The organism is Sphingomonas desiccabilis (assembly GCF_004135605.1).
GTDB classification, from domain to species: domain Bacteria; phylum Pseudomonadota; class Alphaproteobacteria; order Sphingomonadales; family Sphingomonadaceae; genus Sphingomonas; species Sphingomonas desiccabilis.
The window spans coordinates 1011455-1024802 of the sequence record NZ_SDPT01000002.1 but is presented as its reverse complement, the minus strand read 5'-3'; the positions used below and the strand labels follow the sequence as shown (position 1 = coordinate 1024802).

Sequence of the window (13348 nt, the reverse complement as noted above, 5' to 3'; positions counted from 1 at the left end):
TTATCGCTTCCCCGCGGCCTTCAGTGCCGCCATCGCTTCCCGGAACCGCGCGGCCCAGCCGGGCCGCACGTCCTGAGCCGCCCTTGCCACCGCCAGCGCGTCCGGCGCCACGTCGCGGGTGATGACCGAGCCCGCCGCTACGATTGCCCCGGCACCGATCGTGACCGGGGCCACCAGCGCGCTGTTGGATCCGACGAACGCCCCCTCGCCGATCCGCGTGCGGTTCTTGAGGAAGCCGTTGTAGTTGCAGGTGATCGTGCCGGCGCCGATGTTCGCGCCCGCGCCGACCTCCGCATCGCCCAGATAGGTCAGGTGATTGGCCTTGGCGCCGCGGCCGAGCACTGCATTCTTCATCTCGACGAAGTTGCCGACCTTCGCCTGCGGCTCCAAGACGGCTCCCGGCCGCAGCCGTGCATAGGGGCCGACCTCGGCGCCTTCGCCCACGCTCGCGCCTGCCAGATGGCTGAACGCCCGGATCGTCACCCCGTCGGCGATGCGGACTCCGGGGCCGAACACGACGTTCGGCTCGATCACGACATCGCGGCCGATCTGCGTGTCGTGCGCGAACCAGACGGTCTCCGGCGCGACCAGCGTCGCCCCCTCCGCCATTGCGCGCGCGCGGCGGGTCGCCTGCCACGCAGCCTCGATCCCGGCGAGCTCGGCACGGCTGTTGACCCCTGCGACCTCCGCCGCATCCGTCTCGATTACGGCCGAGGCACGTCCATCGGCAGCGGCCAGCATGACGACGTCCGGCAGGTAATATTCGCCCGCGGCATTGTCGTTGCCCACGCGGGCGAGCAGCGCGAACAGGTCTGACGAGCGCACCGCCATCAGGCCGGAGTTGCACAGCGTCTGCGCGCGCTCTTCCGCAGTCGCGTCCTTGAACTCGACCATCTTCACGATCCGGTCGCCCTCGGCGACGATCCGGCCATAGGCGCCCGGATCTGCGGGGCGAAAGCCGAGCACGACCGTCGCAGGCGCGTCTTCGCCGTGCAGCCGGTCCAGCATCCGCCGCATGGTCGCGGCCGAGACCAGGGGCACGTCCCCATAGAGGACCAGCACGTCGCCATCGAAGCCGTCGAGCGCGGCCTCCGCCTGGGCGACCGCATGGCCGGTGCCGAGCTGCTGGGCCTGGTGCGCGGTGGCGATGCCGAGCGGAGCCACGGCCGCCTCGACCTGCTGGCGGCCGGCGCCCACCACCACCACGCTACGGTCCGGCGCCAGCGCGGCGACGCTGTCGACGAGGTGCAGCAGCATGGGGCGGCCGGCGACGGGGTGGAGCACCTTGTGCAGGTCGGACTGCATGCGGGTGCCCTTGCCGGCGGCAAGAATGATCGCGGCGATGGATCGAGGGGTCATGAACGTCTCCGAGGCATCTGCGCCCTGCCACGCCGATCTTGCCTTTGCCAGTGCCTTGCCCGCATGAGCCCCGTCATGATGGATTTCGCCTTCGACATCGTCGGCTTCGACCTGGACGGCACGCTAGTGGACACCAGCGGCGACCTTGCCAACGCGCTCAACCATGCCCTCGCCGATGCCGGCCGGCCCCCGCTGGCACGCGAGGCGGTGCGCACCATGATCGGGGGCGGTGCACGGCATATGTTGATGCAGGGGATGGCGAGCACCGGCGGCTGTTCCGAAATGGAACTCGACCGGCTCTACCGCCTGCTGCTCGACCATTACGAAAGCCACATCGCGGTCGAGAGTGCCCCCTTCGCCGGCGCGATGGACGCGATCGACGCGCTGGAGTCGCGCGGCGTCAAGCTGGCCGTCGTCACCAACAAGCTGGAGGCCCTTGCCGAACAGCTGCTGGGCGAGCTCGGCATTCGCGATCGCTTCGCCTGCCTGATCGGGGGCGACACCATGGGCAAGGGGTTCGGCAAGCCGCATCGCGCGCCGATCGACGAGATGATCCGGCGCTGCGGCGGCGGGCGTGCAGCGTTCGTCGGGGACTCGATCTACGACACGGGCGCAGCGCGCAACGCCGGCATCCCCTCGGTTGCATGCAGCTTCGGCTTTCTGATGCAGCCGGTGGAGGAACTGGAGGCGGACGCGGTGATCGACGGATACGACGAATTGCTGCCGGTGCTGGAGCGGCTGGGCAGGGTTGCGCGTTGAGCCGGCCATGAGCAGTTCCACCCGCCCCGCCGCCCTGGTCACCGGCGCCTCCGCCGGCATCGGCAAGAGCTTCGCCACCCATCTCGCCCGCACCGGCCATGACCTGGTGCTGGTCGCCCGCCGCGCCGACCGGCTGGAGGCGCTTGCCGAGGAACTCTGCGAGGCGCACGACATCGTGGTCGAGGTGCTGCCCGCCGACCTCGAAACGCCGGAAGGGGTCGCTGCGGTCGAAGCCCGGCTGGCGGAAGGCGATCCGATCGACCTGTTCGTCAACAACGCCGGTTTCGCCGCGCGGGGGGCGGTCGGCGGGCTCGATCCTGCCGCCCTGGAGTCGATGATCCGGGTGAACGTGCTCGCCTTTTCGCGGCTCGCCAACGCGGCGGCGGCGCGGATGCGCGCGGAGAGCCGAGGCACCATCATCAACGTCGGGTCGGGCACGCTGTTCATGCAGTTCGCCGGAAACGCCGGCTATGGCGCGACCAAGGCGTTCGTCGCCTATTTCACCCGCACCATGCAGCTGGACCTGGCCGAGACCGGCGTGCGGGTGCAGTTGCTGATCCCCGGCGTGATCGCGACCGACTTCCACGAGATCGCCGGCAACGCGATCGAGAACTTCCCGCCAGAGCGGGTGATGCAAGCGGACGACCTGGTCGTCGCCTCGCTGCGGGCGCTGGAGATGGAGGAGCCGGTGTGCATCCCCTCGCTGCCCGACATCCGCGACTGGGACGCCTATCTGGCTGCGGAGGCGAAGATCGCCCCCAACAGTTCGCGCGACCGCACCGCGGATCGATACCATTGAGACGCTAGGTGGCCGGCCGGGAGCATCGCTACGCCGTTGCGGTCGAATGGACCGGCAACACCGGGTCGGGCACCGGCTCCTATGGCGGCTATAGTCGGGATCACCTGCTGACCGCAGCCGGCAAGCCCGAAATCGCGGGATCGGCCGATCCCGACTTCCGCGGCGATCCGGGCCGCTGGAACCCCGAGGAGATGCTGGTCGGTGCGCTCGCCGCGTGCCACCAGCTCTGGTATCTCCACCTCTGCGCCAGCGCGGGCATCCGCGTGCTCGCCTATCGCGATGCCGCCAGCGGGGTGATGGCGGAGAATGCCGACGGCTCGGGCCAGTTTCAGGGGGTGACGCTGCGGCCGGAAGTCACCATCGGCGCGGGCGACGATGTCGAGCATGCCCGCGCGCTGCACGAGGAAGCCTCTCGCCTGTGCTTTATCGCGCGGTCGGTCCGGTTCCCGATCAAGCACGAGCCGGTGATCGTCACGGAATGATCGTCAGGGCGTGACGCGGTGTCCCTTGCGCCACTTCGTCCAGAGGTGGCGGGCGAGCATTCCCGGCGGCATGCGCAGCAGGTGCGAGCGGAGGTAGAAGCCGGCCTGCGTCACCGGACGCGTCGCCCTGCCCCAGCCGTCGCGGGCGAGCAGCCGGCGGACATAGAGGCGGTCGGAAGCTTTCTCGTCCAGATCGCTGCGGAGCGGCGAGCAATAACCGATGACCGGCGTGTCGTAGAGTTGATGCGCCAGCCGAAGCGCGCGCATGGTCTGACTCCAGAGACCCTGGAAGTGCGCCTCCTCGTACAGCGACAGGTAGAAATCCTTGTCCTGCACACCAAAGTCACGACATAGGCGGTCTATGTCCCACAGGTTGCGCACGCCGCCCGAGAGGTCGCCGTCAGCAATCAGGTGTGCGGCTGCATGAATGACCATGTGCTCGGGAGACAGCACGCGGAGGCCGTTTGCGAGCGGCACGCTGCCTGTCAGCAACGCGTCCGCGTCTGGGGTGGGGCGTGCGGTCAGGGGCAGGATCGTGTGGTGCACGTCGATCATCCGGTCGCGTTCGCGATGGATCAGCGGCGGCAGCTCGTGCATCCAGCGCCGGTAATAGGCGTCGTCATAGGCGTCGGGCTTCACCCATTCCCAGCCGGCCGCCAGCAGCGCCGCCTCCACCGGATCGAGCGCGTCGCGGGGCACCAGGATGTCGAGGTCGCCGATGTTCCGGCCCTGCCCCGCCGAAAGGCCGGCGGCGACATAGGCGGTACCCTTGAGCAGCACGACGGGGACGCCGAGCGGCAGCAGCGCCTGTGCGGCCATCTCCGCCTCCCACAGCGCGAGCGTGCGCCCTTGCTCGGCGGCGGTGCGAGCGTCCGCCAGGATGCGATCGACGGTAGCGGGCATGGGCAGGCCTTGCAGCCGGTGGGCGAGCGTGCCGAGGATCTGTTCCGCGCGCGCCGCGGCGATGAGGCCGGTCCAGCCGGCGGCGTCCAGCGCGTGGGTCGTGGCGGGGTCGCGAAGCGCCCGGACCAGCGAGGCGCCGCTCACGCGGCCTGCTCCCACAGTCGCTCGACCATGGCGACCGCCGTTTCGGCGTCCGGATAGTCGATGGCGTGCGTAGGCACGGTGGCGACCAGATGGGTAAGCGCGCCGAAGCCGCGCTCGCCAAGGGCGACATAGTTGGTCGAGGCCTGGGTCAGCCGCACGAACGTCTCGGCTGGCGGCACCGGCCGCATATCGGGCGCGTGGCCGAAGCTGGGGAAGAGGATCGCCACGGCCCGCGCGGGCACGTCCATCGCCGCGACCGACGCCGCATCCGGCTTCAGATGGCGGATGTCCCCCTTCGGCGTATCCGCCTGAAGGGGACCGAACTTCCCGGCCGGCAGCGCCTGTTCGACCACGCCGATCGCCCGGTTCTTCAGGCTCACGAGCCTCGGGAACCCGTGCAACAGGCCGGTAGCGGGATCCAGCAGCGCGAACTCGTCGCCCATCAGCCGCCAGCCGCGCACCATCAGCAGCGCAGCCAGCGTCGACTTGCCGGCGCCCGAGACACCCGTCATCAGCAGCGCGCGGCCGTCGCGCTCGACGGTCGCGGCATGGAGCAGGAGATAGCGCCGCTGACCGAGCGCCATCTGCAGGTTCATGCCCATTTCCGCCGCGAGCAGCCCCAGCGGCAGCGGAAGGGGCGCGGCGTCGGGCAGGACATAGTCCCCGCCGATGGTGATCGACGGCCGCACCCAGCGGCGCCAGCGGCGCGCGGCGAACAGGCGAACGGAAAAGTCGGGAATGCCGTCGTGCGGCTTGGGATAGTCGTCGTACAGCGCCCTTAGCGCCTCGATCGGCTCGCGCCAGTCCGCACCGACCCGGAAGCCGACCGGCCCGATGCGCAAGGAGAACACGTGCCTCACGCGCACTGCACCAGGCCGAGCGCGACCAGTTCGGCGACGCGCGCGCTCAACGCCTCCGCGTCCGGATCGACGACGTCGTAGCCCGCCGCCAGCCGGGCGAGCAGTTCGTCGAGCGTGGCGGGCGCTGGGGCCAGGGCAGCAAGAATCTCCGGCACCGGCGACGCAACCAGATGAGTCTGGCCGGAAGCGCGGTGATAGATCGCCGTGAGTTCGTCGAGCGGCATGATGCGCAGCACGCCCACCGCTGGCGCGCGGAACCGCACAGGACCGCCGCCTGCATCCGCTGCAGCCATTCGCGTGGACGCCGCGGGGCCGATCAGCCGCGCGGCATCTGCAGGGAAGCGAAGCAGGTGAACCCGCTCGTCCCCGACTGCAGGCGGCGGATGTAGTTGGTGTAGGCGCGCGACTGATCGCTGGTGGTACCCGGCAGGTTGACGCCGTTGTTGAGCGCGCGCTTCACGTCCGCGGCCTTGAACGGCCGGCGCGCGGCCAAATGGGCTCCGCGGGTACCCGGCGGCACCAGGTCGCCATTGGGCGCGACATAGCTGCCCGCGCGGCCCGGATCGGGAACCGGGATCTCGCACAGCGACACGGATGCGGCGGTGTTCGCCAGGGCGGGTCGGATCGACACCACCGCAGATGCACCCGCAGCCCCCAGCAGCAGCGTGCGTCGGCCCAGGCCGGAGCGGGCGCCTTCGCCCTCAGGTTTCTGCTCGTCGCTCACAAGGGCCTGTGTGTTGGAAGCGCTGCGAATGCGCAATCCCCAAGCGCCGGGCTTCCACCGAACGTCCGTATCGCTGCGGGACGTTCCCGCTGACCTCCGGCTGGCCTATAGGGCGCCCATGGCCATCGGTTCAGGGATTCGCACGCTCGTCGCCGCGGGGGTCGCGATTGGCGGTGCCGCGGCCGGTTTCCTGCTGGGCGCCGACATCAATGCCGTCGTGGTGGCCGCGGTCGCCGGGCTCGCCGCCGTCCTGATCGCAGCATCGGGAGAGGCGCAAGAAAGCCTGCCACGGCCTCCCGCCCGCCTTCGTCCGGAGCAACCGAGCGTCCAGGCGCTGATCGACGCGCTCGCGGGGCCGGTGCTGGTGACGGCGGGCACGCGCGTGGCCTGCGCGAACGAGGCCGCACGTACGCTGCTGGGGGCCCATATCGTCGGGCAGGACGTGCGGATCGCGATCCGCCATCCTGCTGCTGCCGAGCGGCTGATCGCGGACCCGGCGGAGGAGGCAGGCAGCACCACGCACCTGGTCGGCATCGGCACGCGCGAGCAGCGCTGGGAGATGCGGGTACGACCCGTGGGCGACGAGCGGCGGCTGGTGCAACTCGTCGACGAGACCCAGCTTTATGCCGCCGAGCGGATGCGCGTCGATTTCGTGGCAAACGCCAGCCACGAGCTGCGCACCCCCCTCGCCTCGCTGCGCGGCTTTGCCGAGACGTTGCGCGAGGAAGCGGGCGAGGACCCGCAGCTGCGCGACCGCTTCCTCGGCATCATGCTCGACGAGACCCGGCGCATGCAGCGGCTGATCGACGAGTTGATCTCGCTGTCGCGGATCGAAGCCGGCAAGTTCCGGGCTCCTGAGACCACGGTGGCGCTCGACGCACTCGTGCGGGAGGTTCGCGGTGCGCTGGTGGACCTGCACGGCGGCCGGGGTGCCGACCTGGTGCTGGAGGTGGCGGAGGTACCTGCCGTCAAGGGCGACCGCGCCCAGCTGTCGCAGCTCATCCACAACCTCGTCGGCAATGCCATGGCCTATGGGCGCCCCGGCACGCCGGTGCGCGTGGAGCTGGAGCCGGTCGGAGACATGGTCCGTCTGCGCGTCGCGGACCAGGGCGAAGGCATCCCGCCAGAGCATCTGCCCCGCCTGACCGAGCGCTTCTACCGTGTCGACGCCGGGCGCAGCCGCGCCGTCGGGGGGACGGGCCTGGGCCTTTCCATCGTGCGCCACATCGTCGAGCGCCATCGCGGACGACTCGACATCGCGAGCACCCTGGGCATCGGAACCACGGTCACCGTCCTCCTGCCGAGGGTGGAGGACGGCGCATTGTCATAAAACGGCAACCAACGTGCGGAAGGGCGGCAGCGACGGTCGGCCGAGTCCCTCGCCCGCTGTGGAGATGACGACGATGATCCGCCGTATCGCGATTGCCACCGCTGCGCTGCTCGCGCTCGCAGCATGCGATCGCAACGTTTCGCGCGACCAAATTCGGGTGGTCGGCTCCTCGACCGTCTTCCCGTTCACCACTGCCGTTGCCGAGGCGATGATCAACGCCAATCCGGCGCTGCGCGCCCCGGTGATCGAATCGACCGGCACCGGGGCCGGCGTGAAGCTGTTCTGTGCGGGCGTCGGCCCGCAGCATCCCGACATCCTGAACGCCTCGCGCCGCATCAAGAAGTCGGAGATGCAGGGCTGCATCGCCAATGGCGTGAAAGAGGTGATGGAGGTCCAGGTCGGCGTCGACGGGGTCGTGCTGGCGGAAGCGAACAACGGTCCCAAGCTCCAGCTCAACGACCGCGACGTGTACCTGGCCCTTGCCGCCAATCCGCTCGGCAAGCCGCAGAAGGCGCGCTTCTGGAGCGACGTGAACCCGTCGCTGCCACGCCTGCCGATCCAGGTGTTCGGCCCGCCCTCCACCAGCGGCACGCGCGACGCTCTGGTCGAACTGGTGATGGTTCCCGCCTGCGAGGCCGGCCTGCCCGAGGCGAAGGCGCTCAAGGAGAGCAACAAGGAACGCTACGAAGACCTGTGCACGCGCATTCGCGACGATGCCGCGTACGTCGACAAGGGTGAGAACGACAACCTCATCGTGCAGAACCTCTCCACCAACCCCAATGCGATCGGCGTGTTCGGCTTCAGCTATCTGGAGGAGAATCGCAGTCGCCTGCACGGGGTGCCGCTCGACGGCGTGACGCCGACCTACCAGACGATCTCGGACGGGAGTTATCCCGGCGCGCGCCCCTTGTTCATCTATGTGAAGAAGGCGCACCTGCGGGCCGTGCCCGGCATGGCCGACTTCCTGACGCGCTATGCCGACTCTTGGAACCCCGACGGTCCGCTCACCCGGCGCGGCATGATCGCCGCCCCGGACGCGGTCCGGTCCGCTGCCCGCGCGACCGTTGCGCAGAGCACCCCCCTCGATCCCACGACGTTGCATTGATCCGCCCATGAGCAGCTTTGCCCTTTTCTTCCTGCTGGTCGGCCTGGCGCTGATCGGCTGGATCGTCGCCCGCGCGCGCGCCGGCAGCTTCGCGCGGCTGGGTGCCGGGCGCGTCCATTCGCTGCCCAGCCAGCATGGCTGGTACATGGCGATGTGGGTGGCGATCCCCGCGCTGCTGTTCCTGGCCGTCTGGTCCGCGGTCGCCCCGCAGCTGGCGCAGGAGGCCGTGCTGGCGAGCCCGGCCGCAGCCACCCTCCCCGCCGATGGCTTCGAGCGTGCGGCGGTGCTGGCGGAGGCACGTGCGCTCGCCAACGGCACCGCCTATGGCGCGTTCAATCCCGCCTCCGAGCCGCTGGCGCCGGTTTTCGCGACCGCGCAGGCGCGCTATCGGTGGATCGGCACGGCCGTGGCGCTGCTGCTCGCCTTTGCCGGCGCGGCCTTCGCCTTCACCCGCATCCGTCCCGAATTCCGCGCACGCACCCGCGTCGAGCGTGCGGTCATGCTGCTGCTGCTGGGCGCCTCGCTGATCGCGATCCTGACTACGCTCGGCATCTTCCTGTCCCTCCTGTTCGAGAGCGGACGCTTCTTCTCGATCGTGCCGATCACCGATTTCCTGTTCGGCACGCGCTGGAGCCCGCAGGTGATCCGCGCGAGCGACCCCGGCGAGACGCTGGGCGCGGTGCCGCTGTTCTGGGGAACCTTCTTCATCGGCGCGGTGATCGCGATGCTGGTCGCGATTCCGTTCGGGCTGATGAGCGCGATCTATCTCACCCAATATGCCCGGCCGACCACGCGCCGCTGGATGAAGCCGATCCTGGAGATCCTCGCCGGCATCCCGACCGTGGTCTACGGCTATTTCGCCGCGCTGACCGTGGGACCGGCCATCCGCGACCTCGCGGTGATGCTGGGCATGCCCTATGCCAGCTCCGAGAGCGCGCTGTCCGCCGGGCTGGTGATGGGGGTGATGATCATCCCGTTCGTCTCGTCCATGGCCGACGACTCCATCGCCGCGGTCCCCCGTTCGATGCGCGATGGCAGCCTGGCGATGGGCGCCACCACGTCGGAGACGATCCGCCGGGTGCTGCTCCCCGCAGCCCTCCCCGGCGTGGTCGCGGGCGTCCTGCTCGCCGTCAGCCGCGCGATCGGCGAGACCATGATCGTGGTGATGGCCGCCTCCGGCGCCGCCACCATCACGCTCAACCCGTTCGAGAGCACCACCACCGTCACCAAGCAGATCGTCGACCTGCTGACCGGCGAGGCGGAGTTCGACAGCCCCAAGACGCTTGCCGCCTTCGCCCTGGGCCTGACGCTGTTCGTCGTCACCCTGCTCCTCAACATCGTCGCCCTGCGCGTCGTGAAGCGCTATCGGGAAGCCTATGAATAGCCCCCTCGTCGCGGGCGTCCCCGCCGCCGGCCACGAGCCGGCCGAGCGCCGCCCCACGGACTGGAACACCCGGTCGATGCAGCGGCGCATCCGTCGCCGCTACGCTGCCGAACGTCGCTTCCGGCTGCTGGGGCTGCTGGCGGTGCTGCTGTCCGCCGGCTTCCTCGCCTTCCTGCTCGTGTCGATGCTGACTGCCGGCATCGGCGGGTTCCAGCGGGTGCAGGTGGCCTTGCCGATCGACTTCCCGACAGCGCAGCTGGAAGTGGCGCCCGCGCAGCTCGCGAGCGCGGGCGCCGACCTGGCGCTTTCCGGAGCAGGCCTCGAAGGGGTGACCGGCCTCACCGCGGTGAAAGCCTTTGGCGAGGATCAGCCGGTCATCGCCGAGAGTGCCTGGCTGACGGTGCGCGATGCGATCAAGGCCGATCCGACGCTGCTCACGCGCCGCGCCGCGCTCTACGTGCCCGCGGCACCCGGGATCGAGGAAGCCTATAAGGCGACCGGCGAGCCTGCCGCCGAGCAGATGGTCGAGCGCCTGAAGGCAGTCGGTGCGATCCGAAGCGGCTTCAACTGGGGCTTCCTGACGGGAGCCGATTCCACGGACCCGACCGCAGTCGGCATCTGGGGCGCGCTCAAGGGTTCGCTGCTCACCATGGCGATCACATTGCTGATCGCCTTCCCGGTGGGCGTGCTGTCCGCGCTCTACCTGGAGGAATATGCCCCCAAGAACCGCTGGACCGACCTGATCGAGGTGTCGATCAACAATCTGGCGGCGGTGCCCTCGATCATCTTCGGTCTGCTGGGGCTCGCGTTGTTCCTCGGCACCTTCAACCTGCCGCGCTCGGCGCCGATCGTGGGCGGCCTGACGCTCGCGCTGATGATCATGCCGGTGATCGTGATCGCGGGCCGCAACGCCATCAAGGCGGTGCCGCCCTCGATCCGCGACGCCGCTCTGGGTGTCGGTGCCAGCCCGGTGCAGGTGGTGTTCCACCATGTCCTGCCGCTGGCGCTTCCCGGCATCCTGACCGGCACCATCATCGGCATGGCGCGCGCATTGGGTGAGACCGCACCGCTGCTGATGATCGGGATGCGCGCCTTCATCGTCCAGGCGCCGGACGGCCTGAGCGCGCCGGCGACCGTGCTGCCGGTGCAGATCTTCCTCTGGTCCGACCAGGTCAGCCGCGGCTTCATCGAGAAGACGTCGGCCGCGATCCTGGTGCTGCTGGCGTTCCTGCTCGCGATGAACGCCTTTGCCATCTATCTCCGCAACCGTTTCGAGACCCGCTGGTGAACCATAGCCCCACATCCGACACCGCAGCGCCGAAGATGTCGGCGCGCGACGTCAACGTCTTCTACGGCGACAAGCAGGCGATCAAGGACGTCTCCATCGACGTCGACATGGACCGGGTGACCGCGTTCATCGGCCCGTCGGGTTGCGGCAAGTCGACGTTCCTGCGCACGCTCAACCGCATGAACGACACGGTCGGCAACGCGCGCGTGACGGGCGACATCCGCCTCGATGGCGAGGACATCTACGACAAGTCGATGGACGTGGTGCAGTTGCGCGCCCGGGTCGGCATGGTGTTCCAGAAGCCGAACCCCTTCCCCAAATCGATCTTCGAGAACGTGGCCTATGGCCCGCGCATCCACGGGCTTGCCCCGAGCCGTGCGGATCTGGAGGCGATCGTCGAGCGCTCGCTGCGGCGCGCGGGTCTGTGGGAAGAGGTCAAGGATCGCCTCTCCGACAGCGGCACGGCCCTTTCGGGGGGCCAGCAGCAGCGTCTCTGCATCGCACGGGCGATCGCGGTTGATCCGGAAGTGATCCTGATGGACGAGCCCTGTTCGGCGCTCGATCCGATCGCGACCGCCAAGATCGAGGAGCTGATTCACGAGCTCCGCGGCCGCTACGCGATCGTGATCGTCACCCACAACATGCAGCAGGCAGCCCGCGTGTCGCAGCGCACGGCCTTTTTCCACCTGGGCAACCTGGTGGAATATGGCGTCACGTCCGAGATCTTCACCAATCCCCGCCAGGAGCGGACCAAGGATTACATCACCGGCCGCTACGGCTGAGGAGACGAGCATGCCCACGGGCCACGAACATACGGTCAAGGCGTTCGACGAGGAGATCGGGCACCTGCGCGCGCTGATCTCGCAGATGGGGGGCCTTGCCGAGCAGGGCATCTCGGACGCGATGCTCGCGCTCCAGCGCAACGACCCGACGCTGGCGAAGGAGGTCCGCACGGCCGACGCGAAGATCGACGCCATCCAGGCCGAGGTCGAGCGACTGGTGGTGCGGGTGATCGCCCTGCGCGCGCCGATGGCGGACGACCTGCGCGAGGTCGTCGCGGCACTCAAGATCGCGGCCGTGGTCGAGCGCATCGGCGACTATGCCAAGAACATCGCCAAGCGCGTGCCGATGATCCACCAGGGCGAGGACCGCATCGAGGCGGTCTCGCTGCTGCCCGCCATGGCGCAGATGGCGAGCGACATGGTCCATGACGTGCTGGACGCCTTTTCCGCGCGCAATGCCGAGGCAGCCGTGGCGGTGTGCGAGCGCGACCGGGCGCTGGACGACTTCTACGACAGCATCTTCCGCACGCTGGTGACCTTCATGGTCGAGAACCCGCGCACCATCGGACAGGTCGCGCACCTGCTGTTCGTCGCCAAGAACCTGGAGCGCATCGGCGACCACGCCACCAACGTGGCGGAGATGGTCTATTTCGCGGCGACCGGCCGCTACCTGGCCGACCGCGAACCGGCCGAGCCTTCCGACCTCTGAAGGATCCCGCCATGGCCAAGCCCAGCATGTTGCTCGTGGAGGATGATGCGGCGCTCGCGGAGCTGCTCGCCTATCATTTCCGCCGCGAGGACTTCGACGTGCGCCAAACGCCCGACGGGGAGGAGGCGCTGCTGCTCGCACGCGAGGCGACGCCGGACCTGGTACTGCTCGACTGGATGGTGGAGGGGCTGCCGGGCATCGAGGTGTGCCGCCGCCTCCGCCGCGCGCCCGAGACGGCCAACGTCCCCATCATCATGCTGACCGCACGCGGCGAGGAAGAGGACCGGGTGCGCGGACTGGAGACGGGCGCCGACGATTATGTGACCAAGCCCTTTTCCCCGCGCGAGCTGGTCGCACGCGTGAAGGCCGTGCTCCGCCGGGTGCGCCCCGCCCTTGCGGGCGAAACCCTGAGCTACGCCGACATCGAGATGGACACGGTGGGTCACAAGGTCCGCCGCGCGGGCGAGCTCGTCCCGCTGGGCCCGACGGAATTCCGGCTTCTCAAGCACTTCCTCCAGCATCCCGGCTGGGTGTTCTCGCGCGAGCGGCTGCTGGATGCCGTGTGGGGGCGCGATACGGAGATCGAGACGCGCACCGTGGACGTGCACATCCGGCGACTGCGCAAGGCCATCAATGGTGAGGGAATGCCCGACATCATCCGTACCGTCCGGTCGGCGGGCTATGCGCTGGATGCGGGGAACTGAGAATCGTTACGGAAAG

The 13348-nt window shown here is 69.3% G+C and carries 15 protein-coding genes; 10 read left to right on the top strand and 5 right to left on the bottom strand.

Features of this window, described 5'->3' with window-relative positions:
• A complete protein-coding gene (gene glmU / locus EO081_RS13045; RefSeq protein ID WP_129342310.1) occupies positions 1–1359 on the bottom strand; it encodes a bifunctional UDP-N-acetylglucosamine diphosphorylase/glucosamine-1-phosphate N-acetyltransferase GlmU in 1359 nt (452 codons plus the stop codon).
• 75 nt (positions 1360–1434) lie between these two features.
• Between glmU and EO081_RS13040 the strand changes: the two genes are divergently transcribed.
• The 3 genes from EO081_RS13040 to EO081_RS13030 are packed head-to-tail and all read left to right on the top strand — an operon-like array spanning position 1435 to position 3399.
• On the top strand, positions 1435–2118 hold the full coding sequence (locus EO081_RS13040; RefSeq protein ID WP_129342309.1) for an HAD-IA family hydrolase: 684 nt from the start codon (positions 1435–1437) through the stop codon (positions 2116–2118).
• A 7-nt stretch (positions 2119–2125) separates the two neighbouring features.
• Entirely contained in the window at positions 2126–2917 is a 792-nt protein-coding gene (locus EO081_RS13035) for an SDR family NAD(P)-dependent oxidoreductase (protein WP_129342308.1), read from the top strand.
• A gap of 8 nt (positions 2918–2925) precedes the next feature.
• Positions 2926–3399, top strand: coding sequence for an OsmC family protein (locus EO081_RS13030; RefSeq protein ID WP_129342307.1), 474 nt, complete (start codon positions 2926–2928; stop codon positions 3397–3399).
• Between the two features lie 3 nt (positions 3400–3402).
• On the opposite strand, the gene EO081_RS13025 is transcribed toward EO081_RS13030, so the two are convergent.
• From EO081_RS13025 to EO081_RS13010, 4 genes are all read right to left on the bottom strand, one after another.
• Positions 3403–4446 (bottom strand): nucleotidyltransferase domain-containing protein, encoded by a 1044-nt coding sequence (locus EO081_RS13025; protein ID WP_129342306.1) that lies wholly within the window; start codon positions 4444–4446, stop codon positions 3403–3405.
• Positions 4443–5306 (bottom strand): HprK-related kinase A, encoded by an 864-nt coding sequence (locus EO081_RS13020; protein ID WP_129342305.1) that lies wholly within the window; start codon positions 5304–5306, stop codon positions 4443–4445. The genes EO081_RS13025 and EO081_RS13020 overlap by 4 nt, the downstream gene beginning before the upstream one ends.
• A complete protein-coding gene (locus EO081_RS13015; protein ID WP_311720797.1) occupies positions 5303–5542 on the bottom strand; it encodes an HPr-rel-A system PqqD family peptide chaperone in 240 nt (79 codons plus the stop codon). The genes EO081_RS13020 and EO081_RS13015 overlap by 4 nt, the downstream gene beginning before the upstream one ends.
• Before the next feature lie 80 nt (positions 5543–5622).
• Complete coding sequence (locus EO081_RS13010) at positions 5623–6030, bottom strand: hypothetical protein (RefSeq protein ID WP_240697664.1); 408 nt, start codon at positions 6028–6030, stop codon at positions 5623–5625.
• A gap of 118 nt (positions 6031–6148) precedes the next feature.
• Here EO081_RS13010 and EO081_RS13005 point away from each other — a divergent pair, with 118 nt between their 5' ends.
• The 7 genes from EO081_RS13005 (at position 6149) to phoB (ending at position 13332) form a co-directional block, all read left to right on the top strand.
• Entirely contained in the window at positions 6149–7360 is a 1212-nt protein-coding gene (locus EO081_RS13005) for an ATP-binding protein (protein ID WP_129342303.1), read from the top strand.
• A gap of 73 nt (positions 7361–7433) precedes the next feature.
• A complete protein-coding gene (locus EO081_RS13000) occupies positions 7434–8465 on the top strand; it encodes a substrate-binding domain-containing protein (RefSeq protein ID WP_129342302.1) in 1032 nt (343 codons plus the stop codon).
• Positions 8466–8472: 7 nt separating this feature from the next.
• On the top strand, positions 8473–9849 hold the full coding sequence (gene pstC / locus EO081_RS12995; protein ID WP_129342301.1) for a phosphate ABC transporter permease subunit PstC: 1377 nt from the start codon (positions 8473–8475) through the stop codon (positions 9847–9849).
• Complete coding sequence (pstA, locus tag EO081_RS12990; RefSeq protein ID WP_375781650.1) at positions 9842–11137, top strand: phosphate ABC transporter permease PstA; 1296 nt, start codon at positions 9842–9844, stop codon at positions 11135–11137. Before pstC ends, pstA begins: the two co-directional genes overlap by 8 nt.
• Positions 11138–11172: 35 nt before the next feature.
• Complete coding sequence (gene pstB / locus EO081_RS12985) at positions 11173–11919, top strand: phosphate ABC transporter ATP-binding protein PstB (RefSeq protein WP_221215062.1); 747 nt, start codon at positions 11173–11175, stop codon at positions 11917–11919.
• 10 nt (positions 11920–11929) lie between these two features.
• Positions 11930–12628, top strand: a complete 699-nt coding sequence (phoU, locus tag EO081_RS12980; protein WP_129342299.1) for a phosphate signaling complex protein PhoU — start codon at positions 11930–11932, stop codon at positions 12626–12628.
• An 11-nt stretch (positions 12629–12639) separates the two neighbouring features.
• The gene (gene phoB, locus EO081_RS12975) at positions 12640–13332 is read left to right on the top strand and encodes a phosphate regulon transcriptional regulator PhoB (protein WP_129342298.1); all 693 of its coding nucleotides are present in this window, start codon (positions 12640–12642) and stop codon (positions 13330–13332) included.
• Positions 13333–13348 lie beyond the last annotated feature (16 nt).